Annotated in this window: 15 protein-coding genes; 5 read left to right on the forward strand and 10 right to left on the reverse strand. The window is 63.0% G+C overall.

Going from position 1 to position 16,192, the window contains the following annotated elements; all coding sequences use genetic code 11:
- Positions 1-26 precede the first annotated feature (26 nt).
- Positions 27-455 carry a GNAT family N-acetyltransferase gene (locus NKH63_RS11390; RefSeq protein WP_352917872.1) on the forward strand — a complete coding sequence of 143 codons (429 nt, stop codon included), beginning with the start codon at positions 27-29 and terminating at the stop codon, positions 453-455.
- Here the strand turns inward: NKH63_RS11390 and NKH63_RS11395 are convergent, their stop codons facing one another.
- The 9 genes from NKH63_RS11395 to murA form a co-directional block, all read right to left on the reverse strand.
- A complete protein-coding gene (locus tag NKH63_RS11395) occupies positions 456-1,580 on the reverse strand; it encodes an anhydro-N-acetylmuramic acid kinase (RefSeq protein WP_352917873.1) in 1,125 nt (374 codons plus the stop codon).
- A 5-nt stretch (positions 1,581-1,585) separates the two neighbouring features.
- Positions 1,586-2,587, reverse strand: a complete 1,002-nt coding sequence (locus NKH63_RS11400) for a serine hydrolase domain-containing protein (protein WP_352917874.1) — start codon at positions 2,585-2,587, stop codon at positions 1,586-1,588.
- 72 nt (positions 2,588-2,659) lie between these two features.
- On the reverse strand, positions 2,660-4,408 hold the full coding sequence (locus tag NKH63_RS11405) for an ABC transporter ATP-binding protein (protein ID WP_352917875.1): 1,749 nt from the start codon (positions 4,406-4,408) through the stop codon (positions 2,660-2,662).
- Complete coding sequence (locus tag NKH63_RS11410) at positions 4,405-5,244, reverse strand: ABC transporter permease (protein WP_352814413.1); 840 nt, start codon at positions 5,242-5,244, stop codon at positions 4,405-4,407. The genes NKH63_RS11405 and NKH63_RS11410 overlap by 4 nt, the downstream gene beginning before the upstream one ends.
- A complete protein-coding gene (locus tag NKH63_RS11415; protein ID WP_352482735.1) occupies positions 5,244-6,203 on the reverse strand; it encodes an ABC transporter permease in 960 nt (319 codons plus the stop codon). The genes NKH63_RS11410 and NKH63_RS11415 overlap by 1 nt, the downstream gene beginning before the upstream one ends.
- Before the next feature lie 34 nt (positions 6,204-6,237).
- Complete coding sequence (locus NKH63_RS11420; RefSeq protein ID WP_352590309.1) at positions 6,238-7,758, reverse strand: ABC transporter substrate-binding protein; 1,521 nt, start codon at positions 7,756-7,758, stop codon at positions 6,238-6,240.
- A 99-nt stretch (positions 7,759-7,857) separates the two neighbouring features.
- Positions 7,858-8,763, reverse strand: a complete 906-nt coding sequence (gene murQ / locus NKH63_RS11425) for an N-acetylmuramic acid 6-phosphate etherase (protein WP_502896322.1) — start codon at positions 8,761-8,763, stop codon at positions 7,858-7,860.
- Positions 8,764-8,949: 186 nt separating this feature from the next.
- The gene (locus NKH63_RS11430) at positions 8,950-9,840 is read right to left on the reverse strand and encodes a glucosamine kinase nucleotide-binding domain-containing protein (RefSeq protein ID WP_352482731.1); all 891 of its coding nucleotides are present in this window, start codon (positions 9,838-9,840) and stop codon (positions 8,950-8,952) included.
- Positions 9,837-11,093, reverse strand: a complete 1,257-nt coding sequence (murA, locus tag NKH63_RS11435; protein WP_352482730.1) for a UDP-N-acetylglucosamine 1-carboxyvinyltransferase — start codon at positions 11,091-11,093, stop codon at positions 9,837-9,839. Before murA ends, NKH63_RS11430 begins: the two co-directional genes overlap by 4 nt.
- A gap of 216 nt (positions 11,094-11,309) precedes the next feature.
- Between murA and NKH63_RS11440 the strand changes: the two genes are divergently transcribed.
- Entirely contained in the window at positions 11,310-12,158 is an 849-nt protein-coding gene (locus NKH63_RS11440; RefSeq protein WP_023716700.1) for a MurR/RpiR family transcriptional regulator, read from the forward strand.
- Positions 12,159-12,201: 43 nt separating this feature from the next.
- On the opposite strand, the gene NKH63_RS11445 is transcribed toward NKH63_RS11440, so the two are convergent.
- Positions 12,202-13,047, reverse strand: a complete 846-nt coding sequence (locus tag NKH63_RS11445) for a FadR/GntR family transcriptional regulator (protein WP_245278491.1) — start codon at positions 13,045-13,047, stop codon at positions 12,202-12,204.
- A gap of 21 nt (positions 13,048-13,068) precedes the next feature.
- On the opposite strand from NKH63_RS11445, the gene NKH63_RS11450 reads away from it, so the two are divergent.
- Genes NKH63_RS11450 through NKH63_RS11460 form a run of 3 tightly spaced genes read left to right on the forward strand, consistent with a single transcriptional unit; the run spans position 13,069 to position 16,118 of the window.
- The gene (locus tag NKH63_RS11450; protein WP_023716702.1) at positions 13,069-13,947 is read left to right on the forward strand and encodes a fumarylacetoacetate hydrolase family protein; all 879 of its coding nucleotides are present in this window, start codon (positions 13,069-13,071) and stop codon (positions 13,945-13,947) included.
- On the forward strand, positions 13,944-14,723 hold the full coding sequence (locus NKH63_RS11455) for an alpha/beta fold hydrolase (protein ID WP_352482724.1): 780 nt from the start codon (positions 13,944-13,946) through the stop codon (positions 14,721-14,723). The genes NKH63_RS11450 and NKH63_RS11455 overlap by 4 nt, the downstream gene beginning before the upstream one ends.
- Positions 14,724-14,777: 54 nt before the next feature.
- Positions 14,778-16,118 carry a metal-dependent hydrolase family protein gene (locus tag NKH63_RS11460; RefSeq protein ID WP_352917876.1) on the forward strand — a complete coding sequence of 447 codons (1,341 nt, stop codon included), beginning with the start codon at positions 14,778-14,780 and terminating at the stop codon, positions 16,116-16,118.
- The last annotated feature ends 74 nt before the right edge of the window (positions 16,119-16,192 follow it).

A 16,192-nucleotide genomic window follows, 5' to 3' on the forward strand; every position in this document is an offset into this window, starting at 1 on the left:
CTGGTCCTTCGATAGATGCTTGGTGGATGGACAATACAACGCTTGAGACAACCGCCGATCCCTTGCCGCAGGAACTGGCTTTTCTCGGGGAGCGGCTTGCCGCGTTCAACGACAGTGATGTCGGCGCCTCCGGCAGGAAGACATTGGCCGTGTTCGTGCGCGATGAGCACGGCGCGATTGTCGCCGGCATCTCGGGATACACCGCCTGGGGCTGGCTCTATGTGCAATGGCTCTGGGTCGATGAAAAGCTGCGCGGCCAGCGCATGGCCGGCCGGATGCTCGAGGCAGCCGAGAGGGAGGCGATGGCGCGCGGCTGTCACGGCGCCTGGATCGACACGTTCAATCCCAAGGCCGCCAAGGCCTATGAGCGCCAAGGTTATCGACCGTTCGGTGCGCTCGCCGACTTTCCCATTGGCCGAAGCCGTATCTTCCTGCAGAAGAAATTGGTGGCTTAACTAGCCGGCAAGGCGTCCGCCGCACATCGGCTGTGGCACGCCGGTCGTGCTGGGGAAGCTGATCGGCAAGCCCCTAAGCACGCGCACAGCCAGGAAGGCAAAACACTCCGCCTCCACCGCGTCGCCCTTCCAGCCAAGCGCCTCCGCCGGCACGGCTTCGACGCCGGCGCGGCTGGCAAGCATGGCCATGATCGTTGGGTTGTGGCGACCGCCACCGCTGACCACCAGCCGCTTCGGCCGGCGCGGCAGAAGATCGAGCGCCTTGCCGACCGCGGCCGCGGTGAAGGCCGTCAGCAGGGCAGCGCCATCCTCGGCATTCATCCCGTCCGCCATCGAGGCGCCGAAATCGAAACGGTCCAGCGATTTCGGGTATGGCTTGGTCAAGTACGGGTGCTGCAGGAGCTTGGCCAACCGTGCCTCATCGACCGTCCCGACGCGAGCCAGCGCGCCGTCGCGGTCCATTTCGCCAAGCCCCTTCGACTTGATGAAGTCGTTCAGCGGCGCGTTGGCGGGTCCGGTATCGAAAGCGATGACATTGTCCTTGCCGTCCCACCAGGTGATGTTGGCGACGCCGCCGAGATTGAGCACCGCCGTGTCGCCGCTGGCGTCGGCTTCGCGCAGCAGCGCGGCGTGATAGGCCGCCGACAGCGGCGCGCCCTGGCCGCCGGCGCGCATGTCGGCCGAGCGGAAGTCATAGGCGACCTTGGTGCCCAGGATGGCATGCATCAGCTCGCCATCACCGAGCTGGCGACTCTGGCCCAGTCGGCCTACTTGCGGGGCACGGTGCAGCACGGTCTGGCCATGAAAGCCGACGACGCCGATGTCGGCCATGGTCAGGCCGTGCCTTTCGACAAGATCCTTGACCGCCGCAGACTGGGCGCGCGTCAGCGCTTCCTCTGCCTCGTGGAAGATTGCCGGTTCCGGCCCGGTGAAATTCCAGTTCCTTGCCTGCCTAAGCGTCTCTTCCAGCAAGGTCCGGATCGACTGCGGGTAGGGGGCCAGCGTGTAGGTGCCGAAATCCGCGATCCGCTCGCCGTCGGTCTTGATCAGCGCGACGTCGATATTGCCGTCCAGCACGGTGCCGGTCATCAAGCCGACGGCCCACATTGGTTCGCCATTTTTCATGATTGTCAGGCTCCGTTGACGAGATCGCCGACCGCTTGGCGAAGCGCTGCGATCCCGCTGTTGAAATGACGTGTCGGATGGATCCGGTTGGTGAGCAAGGTCCACGCTCTGCTTTTGTCGAAGTCGACCCAAAGCCCGGTGCCGGTGAAGCCGGTATGCCCGATGGTTTCGGGGCTGCACAGCCGGCCGCCGGACCAGCCTTCGTAGGGTCGCTCCCAGCCATGGGTGCGGGTTGCCGACAAGGGCGTGCGCATCAGCGCTATCGAACGCTGCGACGCGCCGGTCCCGTCCAGCAGCCCTCGCGCAAAGTCGAGGACCGAAGCTGCCGTTCCGAACAGCCCGGCGTGACCGGCCCCTTGCAATGCCGAGCAATTGTCGTCGTGGACCTCGCCTGACAGCACGCGATGGCGCCATGTGCAATCTTCTGTGGCCGCCGCTTGACCCGGTTCGGCGGAGAACGCGAAGCCCGGACCGGGATCCATGTCGCGAATGGTCTTGCCGGACAGGCGCTCCAGGACGAAGCCGAGCAGAATGAAGTTGATATCGGAATAGACCGGCTCCCCGACCTGCCACTCGCGCTGCAAGACAAAGGCGCGCAACAGCTCGGGGTCACGCCCATAGGTGTAGATCGGCGCGACGGCGGGAAACGGTGTCTGATGGCCTAGACACTGGCGAAACGTCACCGTCCGCTCCCAGGCTTTTTCGTCATATTGGCGAAGGTCGGGCAGGACCGAAATCAGCGGCGCGTCGAGGTCGATGACGCCTTCTTCCGCCAGTGCCAATATACGCGGCGTGCTGAAGATGATTTTTGTCAGGGATGCCAGATCGAACCAGGTTTCGGCATGCATCGGCCGCACCTTCGGCACCCGCTGGGCCGAGCCGATTGCCCGGACGACGCGTTGGCCGTCCCGGTCGACCATGCCGAGCACCCCGCCGGGAATGCGCGACGCAGCCACCGCCGCTTCGAGTGGGGCAAACGCCCGGTCGAAAAGATCATGGTCGATCAATTGCGGCCTCCGTCTGAAAAGCAGCGATCCGTCCCACTCCCTCTGGCCTTGCATCCGTCTGGGCGACAATCATCACACTTCCACCCGTACTCTATGATCCGGCCCGAACTGCTGCCATTTGGCCGGGCCCGGCTCAAATCCCAGCGGACGCACGAGCGAGGGAACCTGGCGCGTGTCCAGCTCGAAACGTTCATGCCGCCGGTCTATGGTGGGAACGGCCGCGATAAGCTGTTTGGTATAGGAGTGCTTCGGCTCCGAGAGCACCAATCTGGCATCGCCGATCTCGACGATCTGGCCGGCATAGATGACCGCGATGCGATGGGCGATCCGCTCGACCACAGCCATGTCATGCGAGATGAACAGATAGGCCAGCCCGAATTCACTCTGCAGCTCGATCAAAAGCTCCAGCACTCTGGCCTGCACCGATACGTCGAGCGCCGAAACCGCTTCGTCGAGGACGACAACGGAGGGATTGAGCATCAGCGCACGGGCAATGCACAGCCGTTGGCGTTGGCCGCCGGAGAATTCGTGCGGATAACGCTGCAGGCTGTTTTCCGGCAGGCCGACGCGGTTCAGCAGCGCGGCCATTTTCGCTCGCGTCTCAGCAGTTATCCGCCCGCCCGTGGCGATCACCGGTTCCGCAAGAATGCTTTCGATGGCGAGCCTGGGATTAAGCGAGCCATAGGGATTCTGGAACACCATCTGCACGGGAAGGGCGCTCTGCCCGGCGGCGGCCTTGCGCGTGCTGGCCAAGATTGTGCCGCGCGTCGAGCGCACCAGCCCCAGAATCGCACGGGCGGCGGTGGATTTTCCGGAACCGCTCTCGCCGACGACGGCCAATGTTTCGCCCGGCATCAAGTCGAAATCCACACCGTCCACCGCATGCACGGCACCGCTGGCGCGGCTGAAAAAGCCACCCTTGACGGGAAATCGCACCACGAGGCCATCGACCGTCAGCGCCGGCTCGGTAGCTTTTTGCTTTTCGCGTTGCATGTCTTTGCGTGTCGCACTGCCGCCGGCGAAATGCGGCACCGCATGAAGCAGATGCCGCGTATAGGGATGCTGCGGATCGTCCAATATCTGGTTCAGCGCGCCTTGCTCGACAGCTTCTCCGCTTTGCATCACCATCACCTTGTCGGCGATACCTGCAACCAAGCCGATATCGTGGGTGATGAAGATCATCGACATCCCGGTTTCCTGCTTCAACTCGGCGAGCAACGCCATGATCTGCGCCTGCACCGTAACATCCAGCGCCGTCGTTGGCTCGTCGGCAATGAGCAGGCGCGGGTTGCAGGCGAGCGCCATGGCGATCATCACCCGCTGCAGCATGCCGCCCGAAAGCTGGTTGGGCGTGTATTTCAGCCGCCGTGCAGCGTCGGGAATGCGCACACGGTCGAGCGCGTCCTTGGCCGCCGCCGTCGCTTGCCGGCCGGTCAGGCCGCGATGCAGGCGAAACGACTCCTCGATCTGCCTGCCGATAGTCAGCACTGGATTGAGCGAGGTCATCGGCTCCTGGAAGATCATGCCGATTTCGCCGCCGCGGATCTTCGTCAGCTGCGGCTCGGCCGCGGCGGTCAGGTCGAACATGCTGCCGTCGGCCCGCCTCAGCTTGATCGAGCCCGCGGTGATGCGGCCGCCGCCATAATCGACAAGGCGATTGATCGACAGCGCCGTAACCGATTTGCCCGAGCCGCTTTCGCCGACGATGGCCAGCGTTTCGCCGTCAGCGAGATCGAAGCTGACGCCGCGCACGACCTCATTGGCTGACGGGTTACGGCCGAAGCCGACGCGCAAACCGCTGACGGACAGCAGCGGGATCATGCGATCGATCTCCGCGTCTTCGGGTCGAGGACATCGCGCAACGCATCGCCGAGCAGGTTGAAACCGAGGATGCTGATCATGATCGCCACCCCCGGGAAGATCATCAACCAGGGAGCCGTCTCCATCAGATTGCGGCTGTCGCTCAACATCAAGCCGAGCGACGCGGCGGGCGGCTGGGTGCCGAGCCCGAGGAAGCTCAAGCCGGCTTCGGTGAGCAGGGCCCAGGCCAGCGCCAGCGTCACCTGAACCGTCAACGGCGCGACCAGATTGAGCAGCAGATGCCGTGTCAAGATGTAGCTCGAGCTGCTGCCGAACGTGCGGGCCGCGTCGACGAACTCGCGCGCTTTCAGCGAAAGAGCCGGGCCGCGCACCACGCGCGTGAAGATCGGCGTGTAGACGATGGCAATGGCGACGACACTGGTCCAGGTTCCCGGTCCCGCAACCGCGACGATCAGCAGTGCCAGCAGGATCGCCGGGAATGCCAGCAGCACATCCATGATGCGCATCACCAGGCCGTCCCAGCGGCGTCCGAACCAGGCTGCCGCCAGCCCGAGCACGGTGCCGGCCAGTGTCGCGAAGGCGACCGAAAAGAAGGCCACGAGGAAGGACTGGCCGATCCCGGTCATCAGCCGGCTTGCGACATCGCGGCCGAACAGGTCCGTGCCCATCCAGTAAGTGCTGTCAGGCGCATGCAGCCGCTCGACCCGGTGCTGCGTCAGCGGATTGTCCGGCGTCAGCCCCAGCATGCCAAGTACGGCAAGCAGCAGATAAAGCGCAACGATGGCACCGCCGATGCGGCCGCTGGTGTGCGCAAGTATGGCCCGCAATGTCGCCATCAGTGCTCGCTTAGCCGAATACGCGGGTCGAGCGCGACATAGGCGAGGTCGACGAGGAGATTGACGATCATGAAGTTGAAGGCGATGAACAGCACGCTTCCTTGCACCAGCGCATAGTCGCGCTGCAGGATGGCGTCCAGCACCATGCGGCCGAGACCGGGCAGCGCATAGATCTGCTCGACGATGACTGCCCCGCCCAGGAGATAGCCGAACTCTATGCCGCTCAGCGTCACGACCGGGATGAGCGCATTGGGCAAAGCATGCCGCCAGATGACGCCGCGCGCCGAGACGCCCTTGCTGCGCGCGGTCCTGACGTAATCGTCGCTCAGCACGTCGAGCATCGCCGAACGCGATATACGGGTGACCGACGCCGCGAAGGCGAAACCGAGCGTGACGGCCGGCAGCAACAGCTGGCTGAGATTGCGCAGCGGATCCCGCCACAGCGGCGAAAACTCGCCCATCGCCGGCAAAACGCCAAACCCCGCCGACAGCGTGTAGATGATCAGCAGTGCAAGGACGAAGTTCGGCGTCGATTGTCCGATCATTGCGACAACGCGCACGCCGAGATCGGAAAGCTTCTCATTGTGGGTGGCGGCAAAGATCCCGGCCGGCATGCCGACGACAAGGGCGATGATCATCGACAGCAGCGCAAGCTCCAGCGTCAGCGGGAAGCGTTCGAGAATAACGCCGAGCACCGGCCTGCCATAGGTGGACGAAATGCCGAGATTGCCTTGGAAAAGACCAAGCAGCCAACGCCAGTACTGGATGAACCAGGGCTGGTCGATGCCGAAATAGGCCGCAAGCGCGTCGCGCTGAGGAGGCGTCAGCAGGCCGGCTTCGCTTCCCAGCATCGCCGTGATCGAATCGCCCGGAACCATCCGGATTGCCAGGAACACCACGATGGACACGCCAAGCAGGACGAGAGGGAAGGTCGCCAGTCGCCGCATCAGATAGTTCACGCGAAGAATATCCTCTCGTCCGGCATCGAAGCAGCTACTGGATCGTCACCTTGGCGAGGCTGAACAGCGAACCTGTCGGCACCGGTTCGAATCCCGCGATATTCTTCTGCTGGGCCGTGTAGCTGTAGGACGTGTAGAGCCATATCCAGGGCGACATCTCAGTGATGTGCTTCTCGAAGTCGGCGAAGATCGCTTTGCGTGCTGCCGGGTCGGTCTCGGTGCGGCCCTTCTGCATAAGGCCGTCCAGCGTATCGTCGATATAGTTCGCCACCTTCTGCAGATTGCCGGTCTTGGTCCAGTAGCGGTTGTACATAGTGTAGGGATCAGCCCTGCCGCCGTTCAGCGCGACGGCCATGTCGAAATCGCCCTTCAGCCAGGCATCGACATAGACGTTGAGCTCCATCATCTTGATATCGAGCTTGACGCCGATTTCGGCGAGCTGCGACTGGATGACCTGGGCTTCCGCCGCTGCTGTCGGCGGCTCGCCGGTGGCGCCGATCACGGTCGCCGAAAAGCCGTCGGGAAAGCCGGCTTCAGTCATCAGTTGCTTGGCCTTCTCGACGTCGCGCTTGTAGCAGAACAACTGGCTCGGATCGGTCGCCAGCGCCGGGATGGTCAGCGGGCCGGTGACCTTGCCTTCGCCGAGCGAGGCGGTGTCCAGCACTTCCTGCCGGTCGATGGCGCAGGATATCGCCTGACGCACCTTGAGTTCGGTCATCGGCTTGCGGGACGGATTGAGCTGCAGCACGTGGTAGGCAAGCACCGGCACGCGGTTCAACTGCAGGCTGGCTTCCTTGGGCACCAGCGTGGCGACAAGTGGATCGTTGAGCAGGGCGAAGTCGATCTGCTTGGTGCGCATCGCCGCCAGGATCGCCGTTTCGTCCGGCAGCACGCTGATCTCGATACCGTCGACACCGGTCGCGCCGCCCGCCCAATCCTTGTTGGCGACAAGCACTTCCTTGGAATTAGGATCCCACTTTTCGAGCTTGAACGGACCCGAGCCGACCGTCGTCGTGCCGATCGAGCCGGCCGTGATTTCGCTTGCCGGGACGATCGCGGCATTGACGTCGCTCATCGCGGTCAGGATCGGCACATCCGGCTGCGAGAGGTGGAACACGACGGTGGCTGGATCGGGCGTGTCGATGCTGGCGATCGAGAGAAAGTTGGCGCGGGCGGCCGCACCGGTCTTCTCGTCGAGTATGCGCTCGAAAGATGCCTTGACGTCGGCCGAGGTCACGGCGGCGCCGTTCTGGAATTTTGCTTTCGGATTGAGCCTGAAGCTCAGCTCCTTGCCGTCCGCCGAGAACTGCCAGGAGTCGGCAATCGCGGGCGTGATCTGCAGATTGGCGTCGAGCCGTACCAGCGGTTCATAGATCAGCTCCAGCAACCGCAGCGAGGAGAATGCCGTCTGCTTGTGCGGATCAAGACCGGTGGCGTCCTGCGACCAGGCCATGTGCAGCGTCGCCGCACTCGCCTGTACCGGTGCCGCGGCAATGGCCAGCATTGCCGCAAGCGTCATCCCGGAAAGCAGTTTCTTGCCAATGTGCCGTACCATTGTCGTCTCCCATTATTGTTAAACCTGATGCCTTGCAGTTCCCCGGACCGCTTCAAAGGGACACACGCCCCGGAACATCGGCCCAGCATCCATGCGGTCTTACACCGTCTTTTCGCCTATCGCCTTGCGCAGGAAACCTCCCGCATTGGCAAGCGCCTTACGTGCTTTTTCGACGCCCATGCCGGTGATCGTCACCAGGATTGCCAGTTTTACGTCATTGCCGGTCTGGTCGAGTGCCTGTCGTGCCTGCTGCGCCGCGCAGCCGGTCGTCTGCATCACGATCCTGACCGCCCTGGCGATCAGCTTCTTGTTGCTTGGATTGAGGTCAACCATCAGGTTCTGATAGCTCTTGCCGATGCGGATCATGCTGGCGGTCGACAGCATGTTGAGCACCAGCTTTTGCGCGGTTCCCGATTTCAGCCGGGTCGAGCCGGTGAGGACCTCCGGTCCAACCACCGGAGAGATGGCAATATCGGCAATTCCGGCAATGGTCGATCGCGGATTGCAGGACAGCGCCACGGTGGTGGCTCCCACCTGCTTGGCATAGGTCAAGCCGCCGATGACATAGGGTGTGCGTCCGCTGACAGCGATGCCGACGACCACGTCGCCGGCGGTCAGCTTGATGTCCTGCAGCGCCTTTATTCCCTGCTTCGGATCGTCCTCCGCGCCTTCCGCGGAGTGCACCAGCGCGTCGACGCCGCCGGCGATCAGGCCCATCACCATGTCCTCGGGCACGCCGAAGGTCGGCGGACATTCCGAGGCGTCGAGGACGCCAAGCCGGCCGCTCGTGCCCGCGCCCATATAGACAAGGCGTGCACCTTTCTGGAACGCGCTCACGATCCGGTCCACGGCCGCAGCAATGTCGGGGATGACCTTCTCGACGGCTGCCGCAACGCCTTTGTCCTCGTCATTGATCTTGCGCAGCACCTCGAGGGTCGGCAACAGATCGATGTCCATCGTCTTCGGATTCCGGTCCTCGGAAACCAATCGCTCCAGCTCCGACATCAACCCGTGTTCGACCACTTGCTTGCTTTCAATCTGCTGTGAGCAGGAATGTGATGCGGTGCCAGCCGACGTCCAGTGCCCGCAGCCGGCGACCGGCAACTTGCTTCTGCTTGGTTAACTTTTTAGAATTCGATATTCCTCGTGTCAACGGATACTAGGAATATAATATTCCTTCAGGCAGGAGCACTATCGCTGACACAGGGATTTCCTAGCCAGGATTATGGCTCCCGAAACCGCATCGCCATCGGCCGGCTTCAGACGTCGGCGGACGTCGGGAGCGAGCCATGGCTCTAGCGGGCTGGACAGACCGCCGAGCAGCGTAACCCGCGGCGCGCCCTTTTCGAACAGCACCCGCACGAACGTGTCGACCTGCTCGGCAGCACCTTGCACGATGCGCCGTCCGGCCGGATCGCCCTGGTCGGCGTGGCGGATCACCATCGGCGCCAAGGCGGCATAGTCGGTCGCGCTGGCGCGGTCCATCCAGGCCACCGCCTCGAACGGATCGTCCCTGAAGCGCTGCATCACCTCGGTCAGCAGCGCCGTCCGCTCATGCCGGCCGTCATGGGCACGCAAGGCAAGCTGCACTGCCTTTAGTCCGAGATCGGCGCCGCTGCCCTCGTCGGAAATCGGAAAACCGTAGCCGCCGACGCGCAGGTCGCGCCCTTCGACAAAGCCGAGCCCGATCGAACCGGTCCCGGCTATGACGATGGCGCCGTCTTGACCCGAATGAGCGCCAAGGCAAGCCGCGACGCCGTCGCTGACGAAGTCGATGCTCGCAAAGCGATGTTCGATGCCACGAAACGCCTCGAGCGCACCCTTGCGGCCGATGCCGGCAAGACCGATGCCGGCGCGGATCCTGGCGATTTCCACCGCCGCGAACCCTGTCTCTTCGATCGCCGCGCCAAAGGCTTTGGCAATCGAGGCCCAGGCCGCCTCTATACCGAGCCGCGTTGTCGCCGGGCCCGACAGGCCTTGCCCGAGCACAGTTCCTGCCTCGTCTTCGATACGCGCCCGGCAGCCGGTTCCGCCGCCATCGACGCCCAGGAAATAATGCGGAGACACCGCGCCGGCACTCATCCACTTATCCGCTCGATCTGGGCGTCACACAGGCGGAGCTTGCGGTCCAGCTGCTCATAGCCACGGTCGAGGTGGTACACCCGGTTGATCGTTGTCTCGCCTTCGGACACCAGCGCCGCCAGCACCAGCGAGACGGAGGCGCGCAGGTCGGTCGCCATCACTTGCGCGCCCTTCAGCTTCTCGCCTCCGCGCACCAGCGCCATGGTGCCTTGCAGCTTGATATTGGCGCCGAGCCGCATCAGTTCGGGCACATGCATGAAACGGTTCTCGAAGATCGTCTCGCGCAACAGCGAAGCGCCCTCGGCACAGCACATCAACGCCATGAACTGCGCCTGAAGATCGGTCGGAAAGCCCGGATAGGGCTCCGTCGTCACGTCGACCGCCTCGAGTGGCCCGTCTCTCGACACGATCAGCCCGCGGTCGCCCGGCCATATTTTCACACCGGCTGCTTCGAGCAGCTGGACGACGGATGCCATGTGCTCGAGCCGCGCGTGGGTCAGCTCGAGCTGACCGCCGGTGATAGCCGCTGCGACGGCATAGGTGCCGGCCTCTATCCGGTCCGGGATGATGTCGTGCGTGGCGGCGCGCCAGTCTGTGCGGCCCGCGATCAGGATGCGGTGCGTGCCGGCGCCCTCGATCCGCGCGCCCATGGCGTTCAGGCAGGCGGCAAGATCGGCCACCTCCGGCTCGCGGGCCGCGTTGAGGATCTCGGTCTCGCCGTGTGCAGTCGTCGCCGCCATCATCGCAGTTTCGGTCGCGCCGACCGACGGCGAGCTCAAAACGATGCGCGCGCCTTTCAGTCCGCCCGGCGCAGACGCGACGATCAGCCCGTTTTCGATGGCAATGTCGGCGCCAAGTGCCGCAAGCGCGGCGACATGCATGTCGACCGGCCGTGCGCCGATCGCGCATCCGCCAGGCAGCGAGACCCGGGCATGGCCGAAGCGGGCAAGCAGCGGACCGAGAACCAGCACCGTCGCGCGCATGCGCCTGACTGTGTCGTAGCTTGTCTCCCTAGAGACGGCAGCACTGGCATCGATTGTGGCGGCATGCGCCGATCTGGTGACTTCAGCCCCATGAAGGCCGACGACGCCAAGCATGTTGTCGACATCGGTCACCTCAGGCAGGTTGGTCAGCTGCAGCGGGTGGGGGCTGAGCAAAGCTGCCGCTATTTGCGGCAAGGCCGCGTTCTTGGCGCCGGAGATCGTCACCGCGCCCTCAAGCCTGTGCCCGCCGACGATCCGCAATCTATCCATGGCTCTGCCCTAATCCAAGGTGTCGGCGAGTCTACGCGCTTGCAGGCGATCTTTCATGTCCGAATTCCCGTACATGTCCGAATCGTTGGTGTGGGCGAAAGGCCAGGCCGAAACCGCACGGGTCGAGATTTGATAGATCATTCTTGGCTGTCAATCAGGAACGGAATAATTTATTCCTTGGCTTGGCATTGTCGATGACTGGCAACAGGGGAACGCATGTCCGTCCTGAAGAAGATCGAGGCCAAGCTCGAGATCATGGCGCCCGGCGATCGCGAGATCGGGCGGTACATCGTCGACAATCCCGACCAGATGCTGCGCCTGTCGACGGCGGCGCTCGCCGCCGAAATCGGCCGCAGTCAGTCGAGCGTCGTCAAGTTCAGCCAGAAGCTCGGCTATGCCAGCTATCAGGAGCTCAAGCTCGCCGTCAGCGAGGCCAAGTCGCAGGAATGGCACGTGCCGGCCGGCATGATCCACGGTTCGATCGAGGTCGGCGACAGCTATCTGGTCATCTTGCGCAAGCTGATCGGCAGCAAGCTCTTGTCGATGCAACAGACCGTCGCAGCCAACACCGAGCAGGAAATCGGCAAAGCCCTCGAAGCGTTGAACGGGGCGCGCCGCATTCATCTGGCCGGCGTCGGCGCATCCTCGCTCGTGGCGCGCGATTTCTCCTACAAGCTGATGAAGCTCGGCCGCAACGTGCTGCACGACAGCGACAGCCATGTGCAAATGGCCAATGTCTCGACGCTTGGACGAGGCGACGTGCTGTTCGCGCTCTCCTATTCCGGGGCGAGCATCGAAACCCTGCGGATAGCCGAACTGGCTCGCAAACGTGGCACCACCGTGATCGCCGTCACTGGACTTCGCGACAATCCGCTGAGCCGCGTTGCCGACATTCGCCTCCACACGATCGCCGATGAAGAGCGCGCGCGCTCTTCGTCGATAACCGCGCGCGACGCACAACTGACGCTCACCGACCTGCTGTTCATCCTGCTCGTGCAGAAGCAGCCTGACGCCAACGAATACGTCCACAACAGCGAACTGGCCGTCTCGGTACTGAAGGCTTAGTCGTTGGACGCATCTCACCCGCTCTCCTTGAGCCGCGCGTCTATTAGCGGCCCAGAAGGTTGCGCTCGACTGTCTTGAGATGGGCGAGCATCGCCTGGTTGGCGCTTTCCGGGTCGCGGCGCAGCAATGCGTCCAATATTGTCTGATGCTCGTCGCAATAAACGCGCCTGCGCTCCTCCGAGAATGAGCGCTTTTTCATTTCGAACCACGGCGATTGGTTGCGGATCGTGCGCATGAGATTGTGAATCTCTTTCAGGAAGTCATTGCGGCAGCAGGCGAAGACGCAGTGATGGAACTCGGCGTCCCAATGCTCGAAGTCCGGCATGTCCTCGGCAGCGCATGCGGTCTGATGCGCTTCGCGAACCGCGTTTAGTTCCGCCATGCTGGCATTTGTGGCGGCGAAGGCCGCCGCCGCTGGCTCCAGCAACTGCCTGATCTCCATCATGTCGGCGGGGCTGGTGCCTTCCATCCGCGTGACCGTCGCCGCGATGGAATCGGGATTGGTCGCAGTCAGAAAAGTGCCGCGCCCGACATGCCGGACAACCGTTCCGTCCTCCTCCAGGAAGCCGACGGCACGACGCACCGTATTGCGCGCCACGCCGAACTCGGCCGCAAGGTCGCGCTCGGGCGGCATCCGCCCGTCCTGAAGCCACTCGCCGGCCGAAATCCGTTTTTTCAGCACAGTGGCGATGTCGTTGGCGACGAGCTTGGGCATTTGTTGAGAGCTTTTAATCTGATCCAATGTTGAACCAATACTATCAGCCGGCGCCCTGCCGGTCCAGTACCTGATGAGGTCAAGGCCCGATTTACCGCGACAAGTGACGAAAACCCTCTTGCAGCCTAAACCAATCGGCGATAGCGTGTAACGAAAGAGCTTATATTGGCTCATAAAAGGTTCAGGGAGGAACGAATGAAGGTCGCGACGTTTTCGATTGCAGGCGAACGTCGCGTCGGCGTTGTCGATGTCGACAATCAGTCGGTCGCCCCCTTCGATATCCCTGTTGACCAGGCGCTGTCTGGCGTGCTGGCGCTGTTGCGGCGCAACGGCGCCGGGATGCCGCGCACGCTGTCGCCGGTTCCGCTGGCGCAGGTCGAGCTCGAGGCGCCGATACCTTTGCCTGCCCGCAACATCTTTTGCGTCGGCAAGAATTATTATGAACACGCCCACGAGTTTGCCCGCAGCGGCTTCGATTCGAGCGCCGGTGCCGGCGCCATTCCGCAACATCCGATCATTTTCTCGAAGGTCCCCGAATCGGTCGTTGCAACACATTCGAACGTGCTGATCGACCCTTCCATATCGATTGCGATCGATTATGAGGCGGAACTGGCGGTCATTATCGGCAAGGGCGGACGCGGCATTTCGAAAGCCGAGGCTTACGATCACGTCTGGGGTTATACGATTGTCAACGACGTCACTGCCCGCGACCTGCAGGGAAAATATAGCCAATGGCTAATCGGTAAGTCGCAGGATACGTTTTGCCCGATGGGGCCATGGGCGATCACCAAGGATGAGCTCGACCTGGAAAACGCTTCGGTACGTTGTTTCGTCAATGACGACCTCCGCCAGAATTCCAAAATATCGCTGCTCATCTTCGATATTCCGACGATCATATCGACGCTTTCGCAAGGCATCACCTTGAAGCCGGGCGACATCATCGCCACCGGCACGCCGGTCGGTGTCGGCATCGGCTTTGATCCGCCGAAATATCTCAAAGCCGGCGACATTGTGCGGGTCGAGATCGACGGCATCGGGACGCTGGAGAACCGGATCGTGGAGCGGGTGCAATGACAACTGTCACCGTCGGTCCGATTGTCGCGGAAGTCGCCGGCGAGGGCGAGCCGGTGGTGATGATCCACGGTCTCGGCGGAACCTCGAACATGTTCCAGCCGCAGCTGGAGGCGCTCTCGGCCTACCGGGTCATCCGCCTCGACCTGCCTGGATCCGGCCGCTCGCCGCGGCCGCTCGATCCATTGACGATCGAGCTAATGAGCGACGCCGTCATCCGCGCCATGGCGGGCATGGGCGTCATCCGGGCGCATTTCGTCGGCCACTCCATGGGCACGATCGTCTGTCAGTTGGTCGCAGCGATGCAGCCGTCGCTGGTCAGGTCGCTGGTTTTGTTCGGTGCTCTCGCCGAGCCGGCCGAAGCGACGCGGCAAGGCCTTGCCAACCGGGCGCGATTGGCGCGATCGGGCGGTATCGCCGACATCGCCGACCAGATCGTCACCAATGCGCTGTCGGCACATACCAGGGAAACCTCGCTGGCCGCCGTCGCCTTCGTGCGCGAATCCATCACCAGGCAGGACCCGGAAGCCTATGCCCGCAGCTGCGAAGCTCTGGCCAAGGCGACGGCTGTGGATACGCGCCGGATTTCAGCGCCGACCCTTTTGGTTACCGGCGACGCCGATACGGTCAATCCGATGAGCGTCGGCCAGGCGCTTGCCGACAGGATAAAGGGAGCGATATTCTTGTCTCTCGATCGGTGCGGACATTGGGCCACGGTGGAGTGCCCCCGCGAAAGCAGCCAAAGGCTCGCCGATTTTTTGAGACGCGTTGATAGGTGAGGATCGGAATTCGGGCGTAAAAACAGTGCGCCCGACAGTTTGGGAGGTTTTCTGATGGCAGACGACGGCTGGAACGGAAACGGTCCGGGCAGCACGCTCTTTACCAATGTGCGCGTGCTCGATGCGACCGGCGAATACCCCTACACCGGCGAAGTGCTGGTTCAGGGCAACCGTATCAAGCAGATCACCAAGGGCTCGTCGCGTTTCGGCTCGCCGGCTGTGTCGTCCTCCTACAGCGGCTTGTCAGGCGGTGTCACAACGATCGACGGCATGGGCGCGACGCTGATGCCGGGCATGATCGACGCGCATCTGCATCTCTCCTGGAACAACGCGCCCGGCATCGACCCGATCCAGATGATGGAGGTGGAAGAGCACATGCTGGTCACCATGGAGATGGCCAAGCTGGTACTCGACGCCGGCTTCACTGCCGGCCGCGGCGCCGCAGCCGCCAAGCCGCGGCTCGACGTGGTGTGCAAGAAATTCATCAATCAGGGGCGTTTTCCCGGGCCGCGTTACCTCGCCGCCGGTCCCGAGATCACGACGGTCGGCGGCCTCGGCGATTCCGCGCCTTCGCACATTCCGCATGAAGGCCTCAATCTCGGCATCGTCGTCTCAGGTCCCGAGGAAATCCGCCGCACGGTGCGCCAGCTGATCAAATACGGTGTCGATTCCATCAAGCTCAATCTGTCAGGCGAAAGCATCACCGGCATGGGCGCCGAAGAAACGCCAATGTCGGAGGAAGAGGTCGCCATGGCCGCCTCCGAGGCGCGCTGCCGCAACAAGGTGCTGTCGGCACATGCGCGCTCATCCGGCTCGGTCAAGCAGTGCGTCCGTCATGGCATCCAGAACATCTACCACGCTTCGTTTGCCGACGAGGAAGCTCTGGACATGCTCGAGGCGGCCAAGGACAAGCATTTCGTGGCCCCCGGCATCGCCTGGCTGATCAACACCGCGCGCCATGCCGAGCAATGGGGCATCAAGCCTGGTTCGCCGCTTTCGCTCGAATATGAGCGTGAGCTCGAAATGTGCATCGAGACGATGAAGAAGATGCATCGACGCGGCATCCGCGTCTGCATCGGTGGCGACTACGGTTTTGCCTGGACGCCGCAAGGCACCAACGCCAAGGACATCCAGACCTTCGTCGAGATGCTTGGCTTCTCGCCGATGGAGGCAATCCAGGCCGGGACCAAATATGGCGGACAGATCATGGGGATGGGCGACGAGCTCGGCATGATCAAGGAAGGTTATCTCGCCGATCTGCTGTTGATCGACGGCGACCCGATGTCGGACGTGCGCATCCTGCAGGACAAGAACCGCATCCTCGCCATCATGAAGGACGGCAAGTTCCACAAGGCGCCGCGCTTGAATGAGCAGCGCCGCCGGCTGACCGCATGAGCATTCTGGACCGGCCATCTTCGCCCGACATTTCGCGGCCTAAGACTTCGGGGCTCGAGATTTCTGGCGGCGGC

It is taken from the genome of Mesorhizobium sp. M0960 (assembly GCF_040319055.1).
Lineage (GTDB): Bacteria > Pseudomonadota > Alphaproteobacteria > Rhizobiales > Rhizobiaceae > Mesorhizobium.

Coding starts and splice junctions, on each gene's coding strand:
- NKH63_RS11450 (WP_023716702.1), top strand. CDS start 13,069: ATGAAGGTCGCGACGTTTTCGATTGCAGGCGAACGTCGCGTCGGCGTT.
- NKH63_RS11410 (WP_352814413.1), bottom strand. CDS start 5,244: ATGGCGACATTGCGGGCCATACTTGCGCACACCAGCGGCCGCATCGGC.
- NKH63_RS11445 (WP_245278491.1), bottom strand. CDS start 13,047: ATGAGCCAATATAAGCTCTTTCGTTACACGCTATCGCCGATTGGTTTA.
- NKH63_RS11460 (WP_352917876.1), top strand. CDS start 14,778: ATGGCAGACGACGGCTGGAACGGAAACGGTCCGGGCAGCACGCTCTTT.
- NKH63_RS11395 (WP_352917873.1), bottom strand. CDS start 1,580: ATGAAAAATGGCGAACCAATGTGGGCCGTCGGCTTGATGACCGGCACC.
- NKH63_RS11455 (WP_352482724.1), top strand. CDS start 13,944: ATGACAACTGTCACCGTCGGTCCGATTGTCGCGGAAGTCGCCGGCGAG.
- NKH63_RS11390 (WP_352917872.1), top strand. CDS start 27: ATGGACAATACAACGCTTGAGACAACCGCCGATCCCTTGCCGCAGGAA.
- murA (WP_352482730.1), bottom strand. CDS start 11,093: ATGGATAGATTGCGGATCGTCGGCGGGCACAGGCTTGAGGGCGCGGTG.
- NKH63_RS11405 (WP_352917875.1), bottom strand. CDS start 4,408: ATGATCCCGCTGCTGTCCGTCAGCGGTTTGCGCGTCGGCTTCGGCCGT.
- NKH63_RS11440 (WP_023716700.1), top strand. CDS start 11,310: ATGTCCGTCCTGAAGAAGATCGAGGCCAAGCTCGAGATCATGGCGCCC.
- NKH63_RS11420 (WP_352590309.1), bottom strand. CDS start 7,758: ATGGTACGGCACATTGGCAAGAAACTGCTTTCCGGGATGACGCTTGCG.
- murQ (WP_502896322.1), bottom strand. CDS start 8,763: ATGTCGGAGCTGGAGCGATTGGTTTCCGAGGACCGGAATCCGAAGACG.
- NKH63_RS11430 (WP_352482731.1), bottom strand. CDS start 9,840: ATGAGTGCCGGCGCGGTGTCTCCGCATTATTTCCTGGGCGTCGATGGC.